Source organism: Pseudomonas sp. SCPG-7 (assembly GCF_002156405.1).
Taxonomy (GTDB): Bacteria; Pseudomonadota; Gammaproteobacteria; order Pseudomonadales; family Pseudomonadaceae; genus Aquipseudomonas; species Aquipseudomonas parakoreensis.
This window is the reverse complement of the sequence record NZ_MVOO01000017.1, coordinates 32,090-51,760: the sequence shown is the minus strand read 5'-3', so window position 1 is coordinate 51,760 and position 19,671 is coordinate 32,090. Positions and strand designations below refer to the sequence as shown.

Annotated in this window: 17 protein-coding genes; 14 read left to right on the top strand and 3 right to left on the bottom strand. The window is 59.8% G+C overall.

The features are described 5' to 3' along the window. The first annotated feature begins 309 nt into the window (after positions 1–309). Genes B1722_RS24090 through B1722_RS24065 form a run of 6 tightly spaced genes read left to right on the top strand, consistent with a single transcriptional unit; the run spans position 310 to position 6,266 of the window. Complete coding sequence (locus B1722_RS24090) at positions 310–1,404, top strand: ABC transporter ATP-binding protein (protein ID WP_041073274.1); 1,095 nt, start codon at positions 310–312, stop codon at positions 1,402–1,404. Further along, positions 1,404–2,519: an ABC transporter ATP-binding protein gene (locus tag B1722_RS24085; RefSeq protein WP_041073275.1), complete on the top strand. Its 1,116-nt coding sequence runs from the start codon at positions 1,404–1,406 to the stop codon at positions 2,517–2,519. The genes B1722_RS24090 and B1722_RS24085 overlap by 1 nt, the downstream gene beginning before the upstream one ends. Continuing rightward, complete coding sequence (locus tag B1722_RS24080) at positions 2,516–3,382, top strand: carbohydrate ABC transporter permease (RefSeq protein WP_007961995.1); 867 nt, start codon at positions 2,516–2,518, stop codon at positions 3,380–3,382. Before B1722_RS24085 ends, B1722_RS24080 begins: the two co-directional genes overlap by 4 nt. 10 nt (positions 3,383–3,392) lie before the next feature. Beyond that, entirely contained in the window at positions 3,393–4,193 is an 801-nt protein-coding gene (locus B1722_RS24075) for a carbohydrate ABC transporter permease (protein ID WP_041073277.1), read from the top strand. Between the two features lie 10 nt (positions 4,194–4,203). Further along, complete coding sequence (locus B1722_RS24070; protein WP_027614647.1) at positions 4,204–4,476, top strand: DUF2160 domain-containing protein; 273 nt, start codon at positions 4,204–4,206, stop codon at positions 4,474–4,476. 47 nt (positions 4,477–4,523) lie between these two features. Further along, positions 4,524–6,266 (top strand): ABC transporter substrate-binding protein, encoded by a 1,743-nt coding sequence (locus B1722_RS24065; protein ID WP_041073279.1) that lies wholly within the window; start codon positions 4,524–4,526, stop codon positions 6,264–6,266. An 897-nt stretch (positions 6,267–7,163) separates the two neighbouring features. On the opposite strand, the gene B1722_RS24055 is transcribed toward B1722_RS24065, so the two are convergent. Next, on the bottom strand, positions 7,164–8,597 hold the full coding sequence (locus B1722_RS24055) for a heavy metal sensor histidine kinase (RefSeq protein WP_086794598.1): 1,434 nt from the start codon (positions 8,595–8,597) through the stop codon (positions 7,164–7,166). Then, entirely contained in the window at positions 8,594–9,268 is a 675-nt protein-coding gene (locus B1722_RS24050; RefSeq protein WP_086794596.1) for a heavy metal response regulator transcription factor, read from the bottom strand. The genes B1722_RS24055 and B1722_RS24050 overlap by 4 nt, the downstream gene beginning before the upstream one ends. 411 nt (positions 9,269–9,679) lie before the next feature. On the opposite strand from B1722_RS24050, the gene B1722_RS24045 reads away from it, so the two are divergent. The 8 genes from B1722_RS24045 (at position 9,680) to B1722_RS24010 (ending at position 17,981) form a co-directional block, all read left to right on the top strand. After that, positions 9,680–10,927, top strand: a complete 1,248-nt coding sequence (locus tag B1722_RS24045) for a TolC family protein (RefSeq protein ID WP_086794594.1) — start codon at positions 9,680–9,682, stop codon at positions 10,925–10,927. Positions 10,928–10,976: 49 nt separating this feature from the next. After that, on the top strand, positions 10,977–12,170 hold the full coding sequence (locus B1722_RS24040) for an efflux RND transporter periplasmic adaptor subunit (protein WP_086794592.1): 1,194 nt from the start codon (positions 10,977–10,979) through the stop codon (positions 12,168–12,170). Positions 12,171–12,185: 15 nt separating this feature from the next. Next, entirely contained in the window at positions 12,186–15,335 is a 3,150-nt protein-coding gene (locus B1722_RS24035) for a CusA/CzcA family heavy metal efflux RND transporter (RefSeq protein ID WP_041073195.1), read from the top strand. Positions 15,336–15,592: 257 nt separating this feature from the next. Then, on the top strand, positions 15,593–15,796 hold the full coding sequence (locus tag B1722_RS24030; protein ID WP_086794590.1) for a co-regulatory protein PtrA N-terminal domain-containing protein: 204 nt from the start codon (positions 15,593–15,595) through the stop codon (positions 15,794–15,796). Between the two features lie 76 nt (positions 15,797–15,872). Beyond that, the gene (locus B1722_RS24025) at positions 15,873–16,205 is read left to right on the top strand and encodes a DUF2790 domain-containing protein (RefSeq protein ID WP_041073199.1); all 333 of its coding nucleotides are present in this window, start codon (positions 15,873–15,875) and stop codon (positions 16,203–16,205) included. A 462-nt stretch (positions 16,206–16,667) separates the two neighbouring features. Continuing rightward, on the top strand, positions 16,668–16,922 hold the full coding sequence (locus B1722_RS24020; protein WP_041073201.1) for a DUF6124 family protein: 255 nt from the start codon (positions 16,668–16,670) through the stop codon (positions 16,920–16,922). A 289-nt stretch (positions 16,923–17,211) separates the two neighbouring features. Next, complete coding sequence (locus B1722_RS24015; protein WP_041073246.1) at positions 17,212–17,502, top strand: DUF1778 domain-containing protein; 291 nt, start codon at positions 17,212–17,214, stop codon at positions 17,500–17,502. Further along, the gene (locus tag B1722_RS24010) at positions 17,460–17,981 is read left to right on the top strand and encodes a hypothetical protein (RefSeq protein ID WP_052510612.1); all 522 of its coding nucleotides are present in this window, start codon (positions 17,460–17,462) and stop codon (positions 17,979–17,981) included. The genes B1722_RS24015 and B1722_RS24010 overlap by 43 nt, the downstream gene beginning before the upstream one ends. 158 nt (positions 17,982–18,139) lie before the next feature. On the opposite strand, the gene B1722_RS24005 is transcribed toward B1722_RS24010, so the two are convergent. Further along, positions 18,140–19,465, bottom strand: coding sequence for an OprD family porin (locus B1722_RS24005; protein WP_086794588.1), 1,326 nt, complete (start codon positions 19,463–19,465; stop codon positions 18,140–18,142). Positions 19,466–19,671: the final 206 nt, after the last annotated feature.

Below are 19,671 nucleotides of genomic sequence, written 5' to 3'. Positions count from 1 at the left end.
AGATCAACTGTGGGAGCGAGCTTGCTCGCGAAAGCGTCGTATCAGTCACCGAATCGGTTGAATGACACACCGCATTCGCGAGCAAGCTCGCTCCCACAGGATCTCCGGTGTTCACCGAAATGAGTTCATAGAGTGTTGTTCACTATTGTTCATTGTCAATCGCCCGACTGTTCAAATGTGTTCAGCAATGAACGCCCGTTCCCCACGTTTTCGACACTTTTCACGACAAATCAACTACTTGCCATTTCTGGCACGAATGTCGCTCTGCTGCACAGGTCGCTTGACTCCAATAATAAAAAAGGCCGAGCCATGTCACTCACCCTGGAGCACGTCAGCCGCACCGTCGAGGGCCAGACCTGGATCGACGATGCCTGCCTGACCTTCGAACCCGGATCCTTCAACGTTCTGCTCGGCCGCACGCTGTCCGGCAAGACCAGCCTGATGCGTTTGATGGCCGGCCTGGACAAGCCCGACAGCGGCCGCGTCCTGATGAACGGCGTCGACGTCACTCAGCGCCCGGTGCGCCTGCGCAACGTGTCGATGGTCTATCAGCAGTTCATCAATTACCCGACCATGACCGTGTTCGAGAACATCGCCTCGCCGCTGCGTCAGGCCGGTGTCGCCAAGGACATCATCCACAGCAAGGTGCAGGAAACCGCACGGATGCTGCGCATCGAGAAGTTCCTGCAGCGCCATCCGCTGGAGCTGTCCGGCGGCCAGCAGCAGCGCACGGCGATGGCCCGGGCGCTGGTCAAGGACGCCGAGCTGATCCTGTTCGACGAGCCACTGGTCAACCTCGACTACAAGCTGCGCGAAGAACTGCGCCAAGAGATGCGCGAGCTGTTCAAGGCCCGCCACACCATCGCGATCTACGCCACCACCGAGCCCAACGAAGCGTTGGCGCTGGGCGGCACCACGACGATTCTGCACGAGGGCCGGGTGATCCAGAGCGGCCCGTCGACCTCGGTTTACCACCAGCCGCAAACCGTGCTGGCAGCGGAGTTGTTCTCCGAACCGCCGATCAACCTGATGCCCGGGCGCATTGCCGGCAACGAAGTCAGCTTTGCCAACTTCGTGCACTTCCCGTTGAACGTCGATCTACGGCCGGTGGGCGAGGGCGAATTCCGCTTCGGCGTGCGCCCCAGCCACATTTCGCTGGTGCCGAGCAACGATGACGATCTGGAACTGGCGGTCACCGTCGAGGTGGCGGAAATCAGCGGTTCGGAGACCTTCCTGCACGTGCGCAACGAACATTTCCTGCTGGTACTGCACCTGCCCGGCGTTCACGAATACGACGTCGATGCGCCGATCCGCATCTACATCCCGACCCACAAACTGTTCGTGTTCGATGCGCAGGGCCGTCTGGTGCAGGCACCGGGCCGGCGTGTCGCGAGGGTTGCCTGATGGCCGAAATTCGTTTGCAGCACCTGGCCCACAGCTACAGCAAGCAGCCGAGCGGGCCTGACGATTACGCGATCCGCGAAATGGACCATATTTGGGAGCAGGGCGGCGCCTATGCCTTGCTCGGCCCTTCGGGTTGCGGCAAGTCGACGTTGCTCAACATCATTTCCGGCCTGCTCAGCCCCTCGCAGGGGCATGTGCTGTTCGATGGCAAAGCGGTCAATGACCTGACCCCGGAGAAGCGCAACATCGCCCAAGTGTTCCAGTTTCCGGTGGTCTACGACACCATGACCGTGTTCGATAACCTGGCCTTTCCCCTGAGAAATCAGGGCATGGCCGAGGCGAAAGTGCACAGCAAAGTGCAGGAAATCGCCGAAGTCCTCGACCTGCAAAACCTGCTGAGCAAGAAGGCCCGCAACCTCACCGCTGACGAAAAGCAAAAAGTCTCCATGGGCCGTGGCCTGGTGCGTGACGACGTCTCGGCAATCCTCTTCGACGAACCGCTGACGGTGATCGACCCGCACCTGAAGTGGAAGCTGCGACGCAAGCTCAAGCAGATCCACGAGCAGTTCAACATCACCATGGTCTACGTCACCCACGATCAACTGGAGGCCTCGACCTTCGCCGACAAGATCGCGGTGATGTACGGCGGCCAGATCGTGCAGTTCGGCACCCCGCGGGAATTGTTCGAGCGGCCGAGCCACACCTTTGTCGGCTACTTCATCGGCAGCCCGGGGATGAACCTGATCGAGGTGCAGCCGCAGCCGGGCGGGGTCGGTTTCGCTTCGACGCACTTGCCACTGTCCGACGCCTTGCAACGGCATATCGAACACGGTCAGTGGAAAAATCTGAAGGTCGGCATCCGCCCCGAGTTCATCCATGTCTGGGATGAACCGTTTGACGAAGCGATGCAGGCGCGGGTGGTCCACGTCGAAGACCTGGGCACCTACAAGATCCTCACCCTCGACCTTGACGGCGCGCCGTTGAAGGTGCGTCTGGCCGAAGACAAACCGGTGCCGCAAGGCACCGCGTACATCAGCTTTCCGGCGCAGTGGCTGATGGTCTACGCCGACGAATTTCTTCTTGAAGACACCGACTCTACCGAGGTGCAGCCATGAACAAGGTGCAGAACAACAAGGCCTGGTGGCTGGTGTTGCCGGTGTTCCTGCTGGTGGCGTTCAGTGCGGTGATCCCGATGATGACCGTGGTCAACTATTCGGTGCAGGACATCTTCGATCAGTCCAGCCGCTACTTCGTCGGCGCCGACTGGTACAAACAGGTGCTGCTCGATCCGCGTCTGCATGACTCGTTGCTGCGCCAGTTCATCTACTCGGCCTGCGTGCTGTTGATTGAAATTCCGCTGGGCATCGCCGTCGCCCTGACCATGCCGACCAAGGGTCGCTGGTCGTCAGTGGTGCTGATCATCCTGGCGATTCCGCTGCTGATCCCGTGGAACGTGGTCGGCACCATCTGGCAGATCTTCGGCCGCGCCGACATCGGTCTGCTCGGGTCGAGCCTGAATGCGCTGGGCATCAGCTACAACTACGCGGCCAACACCATGGACGCCTGGGTCACGGTGCTGGTGATGGACGTCTGGCACTGGACTTCACTGGTGGCGCTGCTGTGTTTCTCCGGGTTGCGGGCGATTCCCGACGTGTATTACCAAGCGGCGCGCATCGACCGCGCCTCGGCCTGGGCGGTGTTCCGCCATATTCAGTTGCCCAAGTTGAAGAGCGTGCTGCTGATCGCGGTGATGCTGCGCTTCATGGACAGTTTCATGATTTACACCGAGCCGTTCGTGCTCACCGGCGGCGGGCCGGGTAATGCCACGACCTTCCTCAGTCAGACCTTGACGCAGATGGCGGTCGGCCAATTCGATCTGGGCCCGGCAGCGGCGTTTTCGCTGGTGTATTTCCTGATCATCCTGCTGGTCTCGTGGCTGTTCTACACCGCCATGACCCATTCCGACGCCAATCGCTGAGGGCCCGGCCATGCACAAAAGAAAGCTGATTCCGTTGCTGGTGTACATCCTGTTCCTGCTGGTGCCGATCTACTGGCTGCTGAACATGTCGTTCAAGAGCAACACCGAAATCCTCGGCGGGTTGACCCTGTTTCCGCAGGATTTCACCTGGCACAACTACAAGGTGATTTTCACCGACCCGAGCTGGTACACCGGTTATCTCAATTCGCTGTATTACGTCAGCCTCAACACGGTGATCTCGCTGAGTGTGGCGTTGCCGGCGGCGTACGCGTTTTCGCGCTATCGCTTCCTCGGCGACAAGCACTTGTTCTTCTGGTTGCTGACCAACCGCATGGCGCCGCCAGCGGTGTTTTTGCTGCCGTTCTTTCAGTTGTATTCGTCGATCGGGCTGTTCGACACGCACATCGCCGTGGCCTTGGCGCATTGCCTGTTCAATGTGCCGCTGGCGGTGTGGATTTTGGAGGGCTTCATGTCCGGCGTGCCGAAAGAAATCGACGAAACCGCCTACATCGACGGCTACAGTTTTCCCAAGTTCTTCGTGAAGATTTTCATCCCGTTGATCGGTTCCGGCATCGGTGTCACGGCGTTCTTCTGCTTCATGTTCTCTTGGGTCGAACTGCTGCTGGCGCGCACGCTGACCTCGGTGAATGCCAAGCCGATTGCTGCGGTGATGACGCGCACGGTTTCCGCTTCGGGCATCGACTGGGGCGTGCTGGCGGCGGCGGGGGTGTTGACCATCCTGCCGGGCATGCTGGTGATCTGGTTTGTTCGCAACCACGTGGCCAAGGGCTTTGCTCTGGGTCGGGTCTGAGGAACGCATGATGGAATGGATGAGCTGGACCACCCCCACGGCGGGGTTCTTTATTGCCATCGGCCTGTTGCTGGTGGGCATGACCACCTGGGAACTGCGCTCGCCGAGCATCCTGCGCCGCGGTTTTCTGCCGATTGCCACCACCCGTGGCGATCGCTTGTTCATCGGTCTTCTCGGCAGCGCCTACCTGCATCTGCTGGTAATCGGCGTCACCGACTGGAGCATCTGGGTGGCGTCCGCGCTGTCTCTGGTGTGGCTGTTGGTTGTGATGCGCTGGGGCTAGTCGAGTCGCTCGGCAATCGTGCTCCATAACTCAAACTGGAGGTCTCTATGTTCGATAAAAACAATAAGCTGCGACATAGCATTTCATTGGCAGCCATGCTGGCACTCAGCGGTTTGAGCGCTTCGGCCTGGGCCGATGCCTACGAAGACGCTGCGAAAAAATGGATTGGCAGCGAGTTCAAGCCGTCGACCCTGACGGCCGATCAGCAGCTCGAAGAATTGAAGTGGTTCATCAAGGCCGCCGAGCCGTTTCGCGGCATGGAAATCAAAGTGGTTTCCGAGACCCTGACCACCCACGAGTACGAGTCCAAGGTGCTGGCCAAGGCGTTCAGCGAAATCACCGGGATCAAGCTCACCCACGACCTGCTGCAAGAAGGCGACGTGGTGGAAAAAATGCAGACGGTGATGCAGTCGGACAAGAACATATACGACGGCTGGGTCAACGACTCGGATTTGATCGGTACGCACTTTCGCTACGGCAAGACCGAGTCGATCACTGACCTGATGGCCAACGAAGGCAAGAACTTCACTTCGCCGACCCTCGACATCAAGGATTTCATCGGCATCTCGTTCACCACCGCGCCGGACGGCAAGGTTTATCAACTGCCCGACCAGCAGTTCGCCAACCTGTACTGGTTCCGCGCCGACTGGTTCGAACGCGCCGACCTGAAAGCCAAGTTCAAGGAAAAGTACGGCTACGAACTCGGCGTGCCGGTGAACTGGTCGGCCTATGAAGACATCGCCAAATTCTTCAGCGAAGACGTCAAGGAAATCGACGGCAAACGCGTCTACGGCCACATGGATTACGGCAAGAAAGACCCGTCGCTGGGCTGGCGTTTCACCGATGCCTGGTTCTCCATGGCCGGTGGCGGCGACAAGGGCTTGCCCAACGGTTTGCCGGTGGACGAGTGGGGGATTCGCGTCGAGGACTGCCATCCGGTCGGTTCCAGCGTGACCCGTGGCGGCGACACCAACGGCCCGGCGGCAGTGTTCGCCACGCAGAAATACGTCGACTGGCTCAAGGCCTACGCGCCACCGGAAGCGGCGGGCATGACCTTCTCCGAGTCCGGCCCGGTGCCGTCCCAAGGCAACATCGCCCAGCAGATCTTCTGGTACACCGCGTTCACCGCCGACATGACCAAACCGGGCCTGCCGGTGGTCAACGCCGACGGCACGCCGAAATGGCGGATGGCGCCGTCGCCGCGCGGGCCGTATTGGGAAGAGGGCATGAAGCTCGGCTATCAGGACGTGGGTTCGTGGACGTTCATGAAATCCACGCCGGAGAAACAGAAGCTGGCGGCGTGGCTCTACGCGCAATTCGTCACCTCGAAAACCGTGTCGCTGAAGAAAACCATTGTCGGCCTGACGCCGATTCGCGAGTCGGACATCAACTCGCAGGCGATGACCGATCTGGCGCCGAAGCTCGGTGGCCTGGTCGAGTTCTACCGCAGCCCGGCCCGCGTGCAATGGACCCCGACCGGGACCAACGTGCCTGACTATCCGCGTCTGGCGCAATTGTGGTGGAGCCACATCGCCGAAGCGGCCAGCGGCGAGAAGACTCCGCAGCAGGCGCTGGATGGCCTGGCCAAGGATCAGGACGCGATCATGACGCGTCTGGAACGCTCCAAGGCGCAAGCCACGTGCGCCCCGAAAATGAACCCGGAACGCGACGCGCAATACTGGTTCGACCAACCGGGCGCACCGAAACCGAAACTGGCCAACGAAAAGCCGAAGGGCGAGACCGTGAGCTACAACGAACTGCTGAAATCGTGGGCGGATGCGCGCAAGTGATGGTTGATGTGTGAAAGCAAACGGCACCGTAAGGTGCCGTTTTTTTTGCTGCCTGATCTACCGCTTTCGCGGGCAAGCCACGCTCCCACAGGTTTCTGTGTTGCTCACACAATCTGGGCACACCACAAACTCTTGTGGGAGCTGGCTTGCCAGCGATAGCGGTGTGTCAAATAACAAGGATGTGAATGACCTGCCGCCATCGCTTGCAGGCAAGTTCTCAAAGGTTTTCGTGGTGTCCACAAAACTTAAAAACACCCCGATCCCTGTAGGAGCTGCCGCAGGCTGCGATCTTTTGCTCCTGATCTTCAAAGGCCAAGGCAAAAGATCGCAGCCTGCGGCAGCTCCTGCAGGACATCGGTCAATGCCAGCTTCATGCTTGAGTTTCTTCAAAGGTATCAAGCGTGGCGTCAGGCCCGGGTACACCGCGATTCACTGTGGGAGCTGGCTTGCCAGCGATAGCGGTGTGTCAAAAAAATAAGGATGTGACTGACCCGCCGCCATCGCTGGCAAGCCAGCTCCCACAAATTTGCGTGTCGTCCAAAAAACTCAAAAACACCCCGATCCCTGTAGGAGCTGCCGCAGGCTGCGATCTTTTGATTCTGATCTTCAAAGGCCAAAGCAAAAGATCGCAGCCTGCGGCAGCTCCTGCAGGACATCGGTCAATGCCAGCTTCATGCTTGGTATCAAGCATGGCGTCAGGCCCGGGTACACCGCAAANCAAAAAACTCAAAAACACCCCGATCCCTGTAGGAGCTGCCGCAGGCTGCGATCTTTTGATTCTGATCTTCAAAGGCCAAAGCAAAAGATCGCAGCCTGCGGCAGCTCCTGCAGGACATCGGTCAATGCCAGCTTCATGCTTGGTATCAAGCATGCCGTCAGGCCCGGGTACACCGCAAATCACTGTGGGAGCTTGCCTGCAAGCGATGGGGCCTTGGGTGCCGCCGCAGGAAAACCGAGGCGGAATACGGTCATGACGCCGGGCAAGCTCTTCACCTGCGCCACCCCCTGATGCAGGCTCATGATCGAGCGCACGATTGCCAGTCCCAGCCCGGTGCTGCCCTGCGAGCGCGAGCGGGCGCTGTCGACGCGGTAGAAGCGGTCGAACAAGTGCGGCAGATGCTGTGCTTCGATGCCGACGCCGGGATTGCTGACCAGCAGTGACGTCTGCGTCGCGCCTTGCTCGATCAGCAAGGTGATGGTTTTACCGTGCGGGCAATGACGCAGCGCATTGGACAGCAGGTTGGAAATCGCCCGCTGAATCATCAGCCGATCGCCCAACACCGAGGCGCTGCCGACAACATTCAAATGAATCTGCTTGTCCTGCGCCGCCAGTGAAAACATCTCCGCGACCTTCGCCGCTTCCGCCTCCAGCGCCACCGATTCAAACGGCGCCAGCGCCGACGGATGACTGACCTGCGCCAGAAACAGCATGTCCGAGACAATCCGCGCCACGCGCTCCAGCTCCTCGATGCTGGACACCAGCACATCCTTGTACTCCTCGGTCGTGCGCTCGCGGGACAAGGTCACCTGGGCCTTGCCCATCAGGTTGTTGATCGGCGTGCGCAACTCATGGGCAAGATCATCGGAAAACTGCGACAACTGCTGCACTCCGGCATCGAGGCGGTGCAGCATGAAGTTGATGCCCTGCGCCAGTTCGCTCAGCTCCTGCGGCATGTTGACCACCGACAGCCGATGATCCAGATCCTGAGTCGAAACCATCGCCGCCACTTTGCGAAACTCGCGCAGCGGCGCCAGTCCGCGCTGCACCGCGCCCCAGGCTGTGAGGCCGATGAACATCAGCAGCAACGGCAACGCGATCAGCGTCGAGCGCAGATAGGCACTGAGCAGCGCTTGATCATGCGCGTTGTCCATCGACAGCAGCACCGGCACGCTGCTGCCGTCCTTGAGGCGAATCAGCTTCGATGCGGTGAGGAACCGCGCGCCTTCGGCATCGCTGCTGTCGCTGTAGGTCAGTTGATCGGTGGTCCCGCGAACCGCTCTGAGTTCCACCCGTGGGTCGGTGAGTCCCGAGCCGGATTTGAGCAGCGGCGAACGCAGGTTCGAATGGTCATAAATCGTCAGCGTCAGGTTGTCATGGCCCATGACCTGATCGAGCAGAATGTGCGGTTTGCCGCTGACTTCATTGGCGTCGACGTACAGCGACAGGCTGTGCTCCACCTGCGCCATCTTCTTTTGCAGGCTGTCGCGCGACAGCGCATTCAGCTCATGGGTCAGGGCGAAATAGGCGAGGATCGCCAGGAACACCACCAACAGCGCGCCGAGAATACTCACCGTCAAACCGAGGCGCATCGACAGGCTGGCGGGCTTCATTCCCGCGCCTCCAGCACGTAGCCGACACCGCGCAGGGTGTGGATCAGTTTGTTGTCGAACGGGTCATCGATTTTCGCCCGCAAACGGCGGATCGAGACTTCGACCACGTTGGTGTCGCAGTCGAAATTCATGTCCCACACCAGCGAGATGATTTGCGTACGGGTCAGCACCTCGCCGGACTGGCGCATCAGCAAGTGCAGCAGGGCAAATTCCTTGGTGGTCAGGTCGATGCGCTGCTCGCCACGAAACGCCCGATGGCGGCCTGGATCGAGTTCCAGATCGGCGACTTTCAACACCTGTGGCACTGGGATGTTTTCACTGCGGCGCATCAAGGTGCGCACCCGCGCCAGCAGTTCGGGAAACTCGAACGGCTTGACCAGATAGTCGTCGGCGCCCAGGTCCAGACCGCGAATCTTGTCCGCCAGCCGCCCGCGCGCGGTGAGCATCATCACCCGTGTGGAGTGGGTGCGGCGCAGTTGTTCCAGCACGCCCCAGCCGTCGAGTTCCGGCAGGTTCACGTCGAGAATGACCAGGTCATAGGCCTGCTGTTGTGCCAGATGCAAGCCATCGGCACCGGTGGCGGCGTGGTCAACGATATAACCACTTTCGGTCAAACCCTGATGCAAGTATTCGGCAGCTTTAAGCTCGTCCTCGACGACAAGGATTCGCATGATCTTTCACCACTTTTATTTAAGGGATATTTAATTAAGGTGGCCGGGAAAGTTATCGTTTTTGTAAGGGATCCGGACGCAGTTCAATCACTGAATGACAAGCACGGTAAAGGCTGTAGTGGCTACAGGGTCAATCTCGGAGGCCTTTAAAACGGCCATCCGCGACAGCCTGTCGCAGCCTGGAAGCGCCAGCAGACATGTATTGCATTCAGGCAAGTGCTGTACGGCAGATAACTACCGAGTATTTGTTTCCATGTATTGCAGCAAAGCCTTTTGCACTTCGCATCCTAGAACAAAACAACTTTGCTGAACCGTGGATAACGGATTTGTAATGTTCCAGTCACCTTGTCGATAAGTTCAAAACCCTAACGTGGCGGCATCGAAAAATCCTGAATTAAAGGAAGCCCTCCATTGCCCGGTTTAATTGAACTGACGGCGCGATCACGCCTGAACAAAACCGCCAGCGGCCTCTTGTTGCTGGCGTGCAGCAGCCTGACCAGCGCATCAACCCTGACGCTGGATCAGGCGCTGCGAAGTGCCTTCGCCGGCAACCCCGATCTCGCCGCCGCGCAGTGGGAGATCGGCATTGCCGAGGGCGATCGCCAACAGGCTGGCCTGATTCCAAACCCCGAAGTGTCGTGGGAAGCCGAAGACACCCGGCGCGACTCGCGCACCACCACGCTGATGCTCAGTCAGCCGATTGAGCTGGGCGGTAAACGCGCAGCGCGGATCGATGTTGCCAGCCGCGCGCAGGACGCTGCCAGCATCGAGCTGGAGCGCAAGCGCAATGCCTTGCGCGCCGATGTGATTCAGGCGTTCAACAGTGCGCAAACCGCGCAGCAACGCTTGCAGCTGTCGCGTCAGTCACTGCAACTGGCCGAGCACGGTTTGCGCGTGGCCCAAGGGCGGATCGAGGCCGGTAAATCGTCGCCGGTCGAAGGCACCCGGGCACAGGTGCAGCTCTCGGAAGTGCGCCTGGAGGTGAGCCGCGCCGAGCGCGATCAGGCCAACGCGTATCAACAGTTGGCGCAGGTCATGGGCGCGCCGTTGCCGACTTCGACCAACGTGCAAGCCGCCACGCAAAACCTCGCCACGCTGCCGCCGCCCGGCCGCTTGCTCGAGCGTCTGAACCAGACCGCCGAGCTGCGTCTGGCGAAACTGCAGATCGATCAACGCGAAGCCTCGTTGGGCCTGGAAAAGTCCCAGCGTATTCCTGATCTGACCGTGAGCATCGGCAGCCAGTACAGCGAAACCGAGCGCGAGCGGATCAACGTGGTCGGGCTGTCGATGCCGATTCCGCTGTTCAACCGCAATCAGGGCAACGTGCTCGCCGCCGCACGCCGTAGCGATCAGGCGCGGGACCTGCGCAACGCCACCGAGCTGCGTTTGCGCACCGAAGTCCAGACCAGCCTTGAGCAATGGCAGACCGCCAACGGCGAAGTCAACGCGTTCAATCAGACCATCCTGCCCGCCGCACAAAGCGCAGTGGACAGCGCCACGCGCGGTTTCGAAATGGGCAAGTTCGGTTTCCTCGACGTGCTCGACGCGCAGCGCACCCTGATTGCCGCGCGTGGCCAATACATCCAGGCCGTCAGCGAGGCGACCGACGCCCGCGTGCGTCTCGAACGGATCTTCGGCGACCTCAGCGTCAGCCCTTGAATTTCACTTTTCAGACAACTGCGCGATGGCACGGCGCAGAGGAGTTTCCATGGATAAAAAACTGATGGTGGTCGCGGTCGCGACCTTGGCGTTGGGCATTGGCCTCGGTTCGATGTGGCCGGCCAATTCAAATATCGACGCGCATGCCGATGAGGCCTCCGAACACGCCGATCACGCCGAGGAGGGCGCTGCCGCCGAAGGCGAACATGCCGAAGAAGGCCACATCGAATTGAGCGCCGAGCAGATCGCCGCCGCAGGCATTCAACTGGCCGAGGCGCGGGCGCAAAGCATCAGTCTCGGCCTGTCGTTTCCCGGCGAAGTGCGCTTCGACGAGGACCGCACGGCACACGTCGTGCCGCGCGTGCCGGGGGTGGTCGAGTCGGTGGCGGTCAACCTCGGGCAAGCGGTGAAGAAGGGCCAGTTGCTGGCGGTGATCGCCAGTCAGCAGATATCCGATCAGCGCAGTGAACAGGCTGCCGCGCAACGTCGCTTGGCGTTGGCGCGCACCACCTACGAACGCGAAAAGAAGTTGTGGCAGGACAAGATCTCCGCCGAGCAGGATTTCCTCCAGGCCAGGCAGGGGCTGGAAGAAGCGGAAATCGCCATGAACAACGCCCGACAGAAAATCAGCGTGCTCAGCGGCAGCGTGGTCGCTACCGGCGGCAATCGCTACGAACTGCGCGCGCCATTCGACGGCGTGGTGGTGGAAAAACACCTGACGCCGGGCGAGGTGGTTGATGAAACCACCGCCGCGTTCACCCTTTCGGACTTGTCCCGCGTGTGGGTGACCTTCGGCGTCTCGCCCAAGGATCTGACCAGGGTGCAGGTGGGTAAACCGGTGACTGTCAGCGCGCCTGAGTTAAAGGCCGAAGTGACCGGCAGCGTGGCGTACGTCGGCAGTCTGCTCGGCGAACAAACCCGCACCGCGACCGTGCGCGTGACGCTGGAAAACCCGCAGGGCTCATGGCGCCCGGGGCTGTTCGTCACCGCGCGGGTCGCCACCGAGAGCCGCCAGGCCAAAGTCGCCGTGCCGGAAACCGCGATCCAGACCGTCGAGGACAAACCCACGGTGTTCGTGCGTACCGACGACGGCTTCAAGGCGCAGGCGGTGGAACTGGGCAGCCGCGCCGCTGGCCACGTGGAAGTCACCCAAGGGCTGGAACCGGGCGTGCAAGTCGCCAGTGCCGGCAGCTTCGTTCTCAAGTCGGAGCTGGGCAAAGCCTCGGCCGAGCACAGTCATTAATTCTGGAAGGTCCCCATGTTCGAACGCCTGATCCAGTTTGCCATCGAGCAGCGCATCATCGTGCTGCTCGCCGTTCTGCTCATGGCCGGCCTCGGCATCGCCAGTTATCAGAAACTGCCGATTGACGCCGTGCCCGACATCACCAATGTCCAGGTGCAGATCAACACCGGCGCCGCCGGGTTCTCGCCGCTGGAAACCGAGCAGCGCATCACTTTCCCGATTGAAACCGCGATGGCCGGTTTGCCGGCACTGGAGCAGACCCGTTCGCTGTCGCGCTCCGGGCTGTCGCAGGTCACGGTGATCTTCAAGGACGGCACCGAGCTGTTCTTCGCCCGCCAACTGGTCAACGAGCGCCTGCAGATCGCCAGGGAGCAATTGCCCGAAGGCGCGGAAGCGCTGATGGGCCCGATTTCCACTGGCCTCGGCGAGATTTTTCTGTGGACGGTGGAGGCGAAGGAAGGCGCGTTGAAGGACGACGGCACAGCGTACACGCCGACCGATCTGCGGGTGATTCAGGACTGGATCATCAAACCGCAATTGCGCAATGTGCCGGGTGTTGCCGAGATCAACACCATCGGTGGTTTTGCCAAGGAATACCAGATCGCGCCGGATCCGAAACGCCTCGCCGCGTACAAGCTCACCCTCACCGATCTGATCACCGCGCTGGAGCGCAACAACGCCAACGTCGGCGCCGGGTACATCGAGCGCAGCGGCGAGCAGTTGCTGATCCGCGCACCAGGGCAAGTGGCGAGCACCGAGGACATCGCCAACATCGTCATGGCCAACGTCGATGGCACGCCGATCCGGGTCAAGAATGTCGCCACCGTAGAAATCGGCCGTGAATTGCGCAGCGGTGCGGCCACCGAAAACGGTCGTGAAGTGGTGCTCGGCACGGTGTTCATGTTGATCGGCGAGAACAGCCGCACCGTCTCGCAAGCGGTGGCCAGCAAGCTCGAACAGATCAATAAATCCCTGCCGCAAGGCGTGATTGCGGTGCCGGTGTACGACCGCACGCACCTGGTCGACAAAGCCATCGCCACGGTGAAAAAGAACCTGATTGAAGGCGCGATTCTGGTGATCGCGATTCTGTTCCTGTTCCTCGGCAACATTCGCGCTGCGCTGATTACCGCGATGGTGATTCCGCTGTCGATGCTGTTCACCTTCACCGGCATGTTCAGCAACAAGGTCAGCGCCAACCTGATGAGCCTCGGCGCGCTGGACTTCGGCATCATCGTCGATGGCGCGGTGGTGATCGTCGAAAACACCCTGCGCCGCCTGGCTCACGCGCAGCAGCATCACGGCCGTTTGTTGACCCGCGCCGAGCGTTTCAAGGAGGTCTTCGCCGCGGCGAAGGAGGCGCGACGACCGCTGATTTTCGGCCAGTTGATCATCATGGTGGTGTACCTGCCGATCTTCGCCCTGAGTGGCGTCGAAGGGAAAATGTTCCACCCGATGGCGCTCACCGTGGTCATCGCTTTGCTCGGTGCCATGCTGCTGTCGGTGACCTTCGTCCCGGCGGCGATTGCGCTGTTTGTCACCGGCAAGGTCAAGGAAGAAGAGGGCGCGGTCATGCGCGGCGCACGTCGGGTGTATGCGCCGGCGCTGGCCTGGGTCATGGCCCATCGCACGGTGGCCGTGGGCGCGGCGTTGGCGGTGATCGTGCTCAGCGGCGTGCTCACCAGCCGCATGGGCAGCGAGTTTGTGCCGAGCCTCAGTGAGGGTGATTTCGCTCTGCAAGCACTGCGCGTGCCGGGTACCAGCCTGACGCAATCGGTGGACATGCAGCAGCGCCTGGAAACCTTGATCCTGGCCAAAGTGCCGGAGGTTGAACGGGTGTTCGCCCGCACCGGCACGGCGGAAATCGCTTCCGACCCGATGCCGCCGAACATCTCTGACAGCTACGTGATGCTCAAACCGAAGGAGCAATGGCCAGACCCGAACAAGTCCCGCGACACCCTGATGGCCGAGTTGCAACAAGCCGCCGCGACGTTGCCGGGCAGCAACTATGAACTGTCGCAGCCGATCCAGTTGCGCTTCAACGAACTGATTTCCGGCGTGCGCAGCGATGTCGCGGTCAAGGTGTTCGGCGATGACATGGACGTGCTCAACGCCACGGCAGCGAAGATCGCGGCGGCGATGCAGAAGGTCAATGGCGCGTCTGAAGTGAAGGTCGAGCAGACCACCGGGTTGCCGGTGCTGACCATCAACATCGACCGCGACAAGGCAGCGCGTTACGGGCTCAACGTCGGCGATGTGCAGGACACCATCGCCGTGGCCGTCGGCGGGCGACAGGCTGGCACCTTGTATGAGGGCGATCGGCGCTTCGACATGGTGGTGCGGTTGTCCGATGCCATGCGCAAGGACATCGAGGGTTTGTCGGCGCTGCTGATTCCGGTGCCGGCGCTGAGCGGTGCGGCGAACCAGATTGGTTTTATCGCGCTGAAAGACGTCGCCAGCCTCGACCTGGTGCTCGGGCCGAATCAGGTCAGCCGCGAAAACGGCAAGCGTCTGGTGATCGTCAGCGCCAACGTGCGCGGGCGCGATATCGGCTCGTTCGTCAGCGAAGCGGGTGCGGTGATCGAGCGCGAGGTGCAGGTGCCGGCTGGTTACTGGACCCGTTGGGGCGGGCAGTTCGAGCAACTGCAATCGGCAGCCAAGCGCTTGCAGATTGTGGTGCCGGTGGCGTTGCTGCTGGTGTTCGGGCTGTTGTTCATGATGTTCAACAATCTAAAGGACGGCTTGCTGGTGTTTACCGGGATTCCGTTTGCGCTGACCGGCGGGGTGATGGCGCTGTGGCTGCGGGATATTCCGTTGTCGATTTCGGCAGGCGTCGGGTTTATTGCGCTGTCCGGAGTGGCAGTGCTCAACGGGTTGGTGATGATCGCGTTCATTCGCAATTTGCGCGAGGAAGGGCGGTCGCTGGCCGAGGCGATCAATGTCGGTGCGCTCACGCGGTTGCGGCCGGTATTGATGACGGCGCTGGTGGCGTCGTTGGGTTTCATTCCGATGGCGCTGGCAACCGGCACCGGCGCTGAAGTGCAGCGGCCGCTGGCGACGGTGGTGATTGGCGGGATTCTGTCCTCGACCATTCTCACGCTGCTGATCTTGCCCGCGCTGTACCAGATCGCCCATCGCCGGGATGAGGACATCACACCTATCCAATAGAACAACCCCAAACCCTGTGGCGAGGGAGCTTGCTCCCGCTGGACTGCGCAGCAGGCCTTGCTTTTTCAGAATAAGAGCGAGGGCCGCTCCGCGCCCCAGCGGGAGCAAGCTCCCTCGCCACAGTTATTTCTCAGTCCTGAAATTGGTGTGTGGTTGCCGCATTTTCGACATTACGAATCTGTAATTCCCCCGCCACCGTCACGAAAGGTACGCCTTGTTACCTTGATCCCGTCAGTTACTTAAACGAGGAATCAAAAATGAAAATCGTACAAATGGGTGCTTTTGTGGTGGCGTTGGCGATGTCTTCCCTGGTCATGGCTGAAGGTGGCGGCGACCGCACGTTCGATCGGATGATGACCAACAATGATCGTTCCGTGGAGCTGTTCGTGGCCAAGGAAAAAGCCGCCGGCAACCCGGTGGTGGTCAATGAAAAAGCCGTCGACAACAGCAAGAGCCTGTAAGCGACAGCACTTGATCAAGCCGGTCATCGCGCATCGATGCTGGGCTTTTTTATGCCTGGATGGGAAGGAAATGGATATGAAAATACGCAAGTTGATCGCGTTCGCCAGTGTCATGGCGATGTCTTCTCTGGTCATGGCCGAAGGCGGCGGTGACCGCACTTTCGAGCGTGCCTTCAGCGCCAACGCCAAAGCCATGGAGCAATATGCCGCCGAGCAGGGCAAAGCGCCGCCGGTGGTCAAGGAATACGAATACGGCATGAAGCTGGACGTGGTGAAAATCGTCAGCGTGGTGAAGCCGCAGCCGGCTTGCTCGGTAGTACCCACAGCCATGACCTACGAAGACTCGCAAGGGCAACTCAACACCCTCAAGTACAGCGTGGCCGGCGTGTGCCGCAACAGTGGTGGCTAACCAACACCTAATCCCTGTAGGAGCTGCCGCAGGCTGCGATCTGTTGATCTTGGTCTTCAAAGTCAAAAGATCGCAGCCTTCGGCAGCTCCTGCACGGGGCACATTTTCAGTATCACGATCTGTATTTAGATTCGGAATGTTTAAAGGTTGTGTGGGAAAAAAGCAGAACCTTCCCACAATGTTTTCAGGTTGTCCCTCGGACGTCCGCTCTCTAGCCTGTGTGGGTCGCTGTCAAATCAGCGATCGGGATTGGAACCCCTCGGCTTAACTGAAGCAAATCGCACCGTTCATGACGTATGCTTGTGCACTTTCATGTGTGCACTCCGTTATGGCGGCTGTGCGCGGGAGACTTCGAGTCTGTCGGGTTTTGCTTAGTTGCCCGGGTTCCAACCTGCGTATAGCTGCCACCCTTTCGCGTGGAACCGAAAGGGTCAGCTCCACCGTCAAGCTGAGTAAAACATTATGAAAAAGCCAACACCGAATCCGCCCGAAACAGACACGCCTGCAGACCCCGATCCAACATCCCCCTACGCCGCCATCGAATCCCTGCTGGCCAATGCTTGCGAATCCCTGGCCTCGGCCACGGTAATGCTCGGTGATTTCGCCGCGTTGCTGGAGGGGACGCATCGCAAGACGCTGCTCGGCATCGCGCAGGTGGTCATGCTTGGCGAATTGGCGGTGAACAAAGCGCTGGATAACGTGGAAGTCGCGACGTAGGCGAAGGTCCTTTGACGAGGATCCTTTTCTCGCCAGACCTGAATAAAATGACCGTGTATCTGAAAGCTATACGCGTATATGCATTAGCTACACGGTCGGTATAGAATCGACTCCGAAGTCGCTCTCATGGCTTCGCACCTCAAACGTTAGATCTCACGTTAAGAGCATGGCCTAAACCTCTCCGGGCCACTCAAGGAGTCAGAAAATGAAAAATAAACAAAAGCTGATGTGCTAACGCCATAAGGAGGCTCCAGCTCCAACATCACCTACCCAGATGGGAAACAGAACAATGTCCACAACTGAAAGCGTTGAAAAATCCAAACCCGTTCCAATCAACATGAGAGCGGACGAAAAGAAACGTAATCTGATCGATTTGGCAGCCGCCATGTCTGGTCGTGATCGCACAAGTTTTATCCTGGAAGCTGCCTGCCAAAAAGCTGAAGAGGTGATTCTGGATAAACGACTGTTCCTTCTCGACGACAGCGCATTTGACGCATTCGAACAGGCTATTGAAGCCAATCCGGCTCGAGGTAACGAATGCCTGCACCAACTGCTCGCTCGTCCAAAACGTTGGAGTTGACCGCGCCCGAGAAGCTCAACGACCAACACGAACTCGATGCCTTCGATTCTGGTGAGGTGACCATTGACCAATACCTGCAGAGGAAGGCGCGAAAAGCCCAATCCACCAAACAGGCTGTTGTGTACGTCAGCTGCCTCAAAGGCACGTCGAATGTGATGGCCTACTACACGCTTTCCAGCGGATCAGTCGCCCGCGCCAGCGTCATGCCGAAAAGCCGTCAGCGCAACTCGCCCAGTGTCCATCCGGTAACTCTATTGGGGCGTATGGGCGTCACACGGGAGGCTCAGGGCCAGGGCTTCGCGATCGATTTACTGCAAGATGCGATTGAAAGAGCTCTCAACGCGTCTCAGTCGATCGGATCCAGCGCAATAATTGTTCATCCCTTGAATGATCGGCTGTCGAGCTTTTATATCAAGTACGCGGGATTCATTCCGTGCCCCGACATTTCCCCTATAACCCTGATGCTGCCTTTACGCTAAAGCTTGGCTGAATCAGCTACTCGCTAGGTTATTTCGATAGCGGGTTGATTATGTCGCGACCGCAGAGCAAAAAAAGGCGCCCCGAAGGGCGCCAAAAAATTCACCTCTGACCAAAGGAGCAAGGAGCTTCTAAAGGTGAATGGTATTGCTCGGGAAACTCAGAGAATCGCCAGCGGGTATTCGACGATCACGCGCACTTCGTCCAGGTCCGACTCGAATGCCGTGGCGCGAGTGGTGGCCTGGCGCAGACGCAGCGACAGGTCTTTCATCGAACCGCTCTGCACCACGTATTTGACCTCCACATCACGCTCCCAGCGTTTCTGGTCGGTCAGCGGATTGCCGTCGGCATCGCGGCGCATGTACACGGCGTTGGCGTTGGAATAGTCGGCGTCGGTGCCGCGTGCGTAACGGGTCATGAACGACAAACCGGGTACGCCGTAAGCGGTCATGTCGAGGTCGTAGCGCACCATCCACGAACGTTCTTTCGGCGAGTTGAAGTCGCTGTACTGGATCGAGTTGTCGAGAAAGATCGAGTCAGACTGGCGCAGGTAATCGAAGTCGTCGTTGCCGTTGTTGCGCTGGTGGGAGAGGGCGACGGAGTGCGCACCGAGTTTCACCCCGACGCGGCCGCTCCAGATGTTGTTGTCGAACTGGCCGAGCAGTTGTTTGCCTTCGTCGACTGCTTTGTAATAGTTCAGCCCCCCGAACAGCGACAGGTCGTCCGCCAGCGGATAGGTCCATGCGGTGCCAGCGTAATACTGGTTCCAGGCGTCCTTGAGGCGGCTGGAGTACAGGCTGAAACTGAGGTTCTTGTTCAGCACATAATCGCCGCCGCCGTAAGCGATCCACGGCGAGTTGACCGGACCGGCGTAAAACGTGGCGAAGTTCTCGCGCATGTCGCTGGACACCGGTTGGCTCATCGCATGCAGACGGCCGCCCTGGATCGACAGACCTTCGATGCTGGTGTTGGTCGCCGTCACCCCGCGAAAGCTTTCCGGCAGCAGGCGCGAATCACCTGCGGCTACCACCGGGTTGGCCGGGAACACATCACCGACCTTGACCACGGTATCGAAGGCCCGCACTTTGGCGGCGCCACCGACCTTGGTGTACTCATCCCGTGCCTGGCCGTCACGGTTGACCGGCAGCACATCGAACGAACTGCGGCCGCCGTTGCGGCCGTCACCGGTGTCGAGTTTCAAGCCGAGCATGGCAAATGCATCGACACCGACCCCGACGGTGCCTTGGGTGAAACCGGATTCGAACTTGCTGATCACCGCATGCGCCCAGGCTTCGGAATAACCGTTGCCGGTGGGGCTGGACTGGCCGTTGCGATGATCACGATTGAAGTAGAAGTTGCGGTTGAGCACCGTCAGGCTGCTGCCTTCGACAAAGCCCTCAGGCTTGTCTTCTGCAAACACCATGGACGGCCCGGCGCCGACTACCACCGCTAAAGCGGCCATCGACATTTTTGTATTGTTAACCATCAAACACTCCTTGGGTTTGGCAGAACGGGAACGTGCGTCGGCGTGGTCTTATTGTTCGGCGGGGCAGGGCCCGCCGGCATTGGTCGCCGGGTCACATCGTTGCAGGCTGCGGATAACGCCAAGGTGATGGGGGAATTACAATTTCGTCATGTGGTTATATGGATTGAGTGAACGCCACATAAACCTGTGGGAGCGAGCCTGCTCGC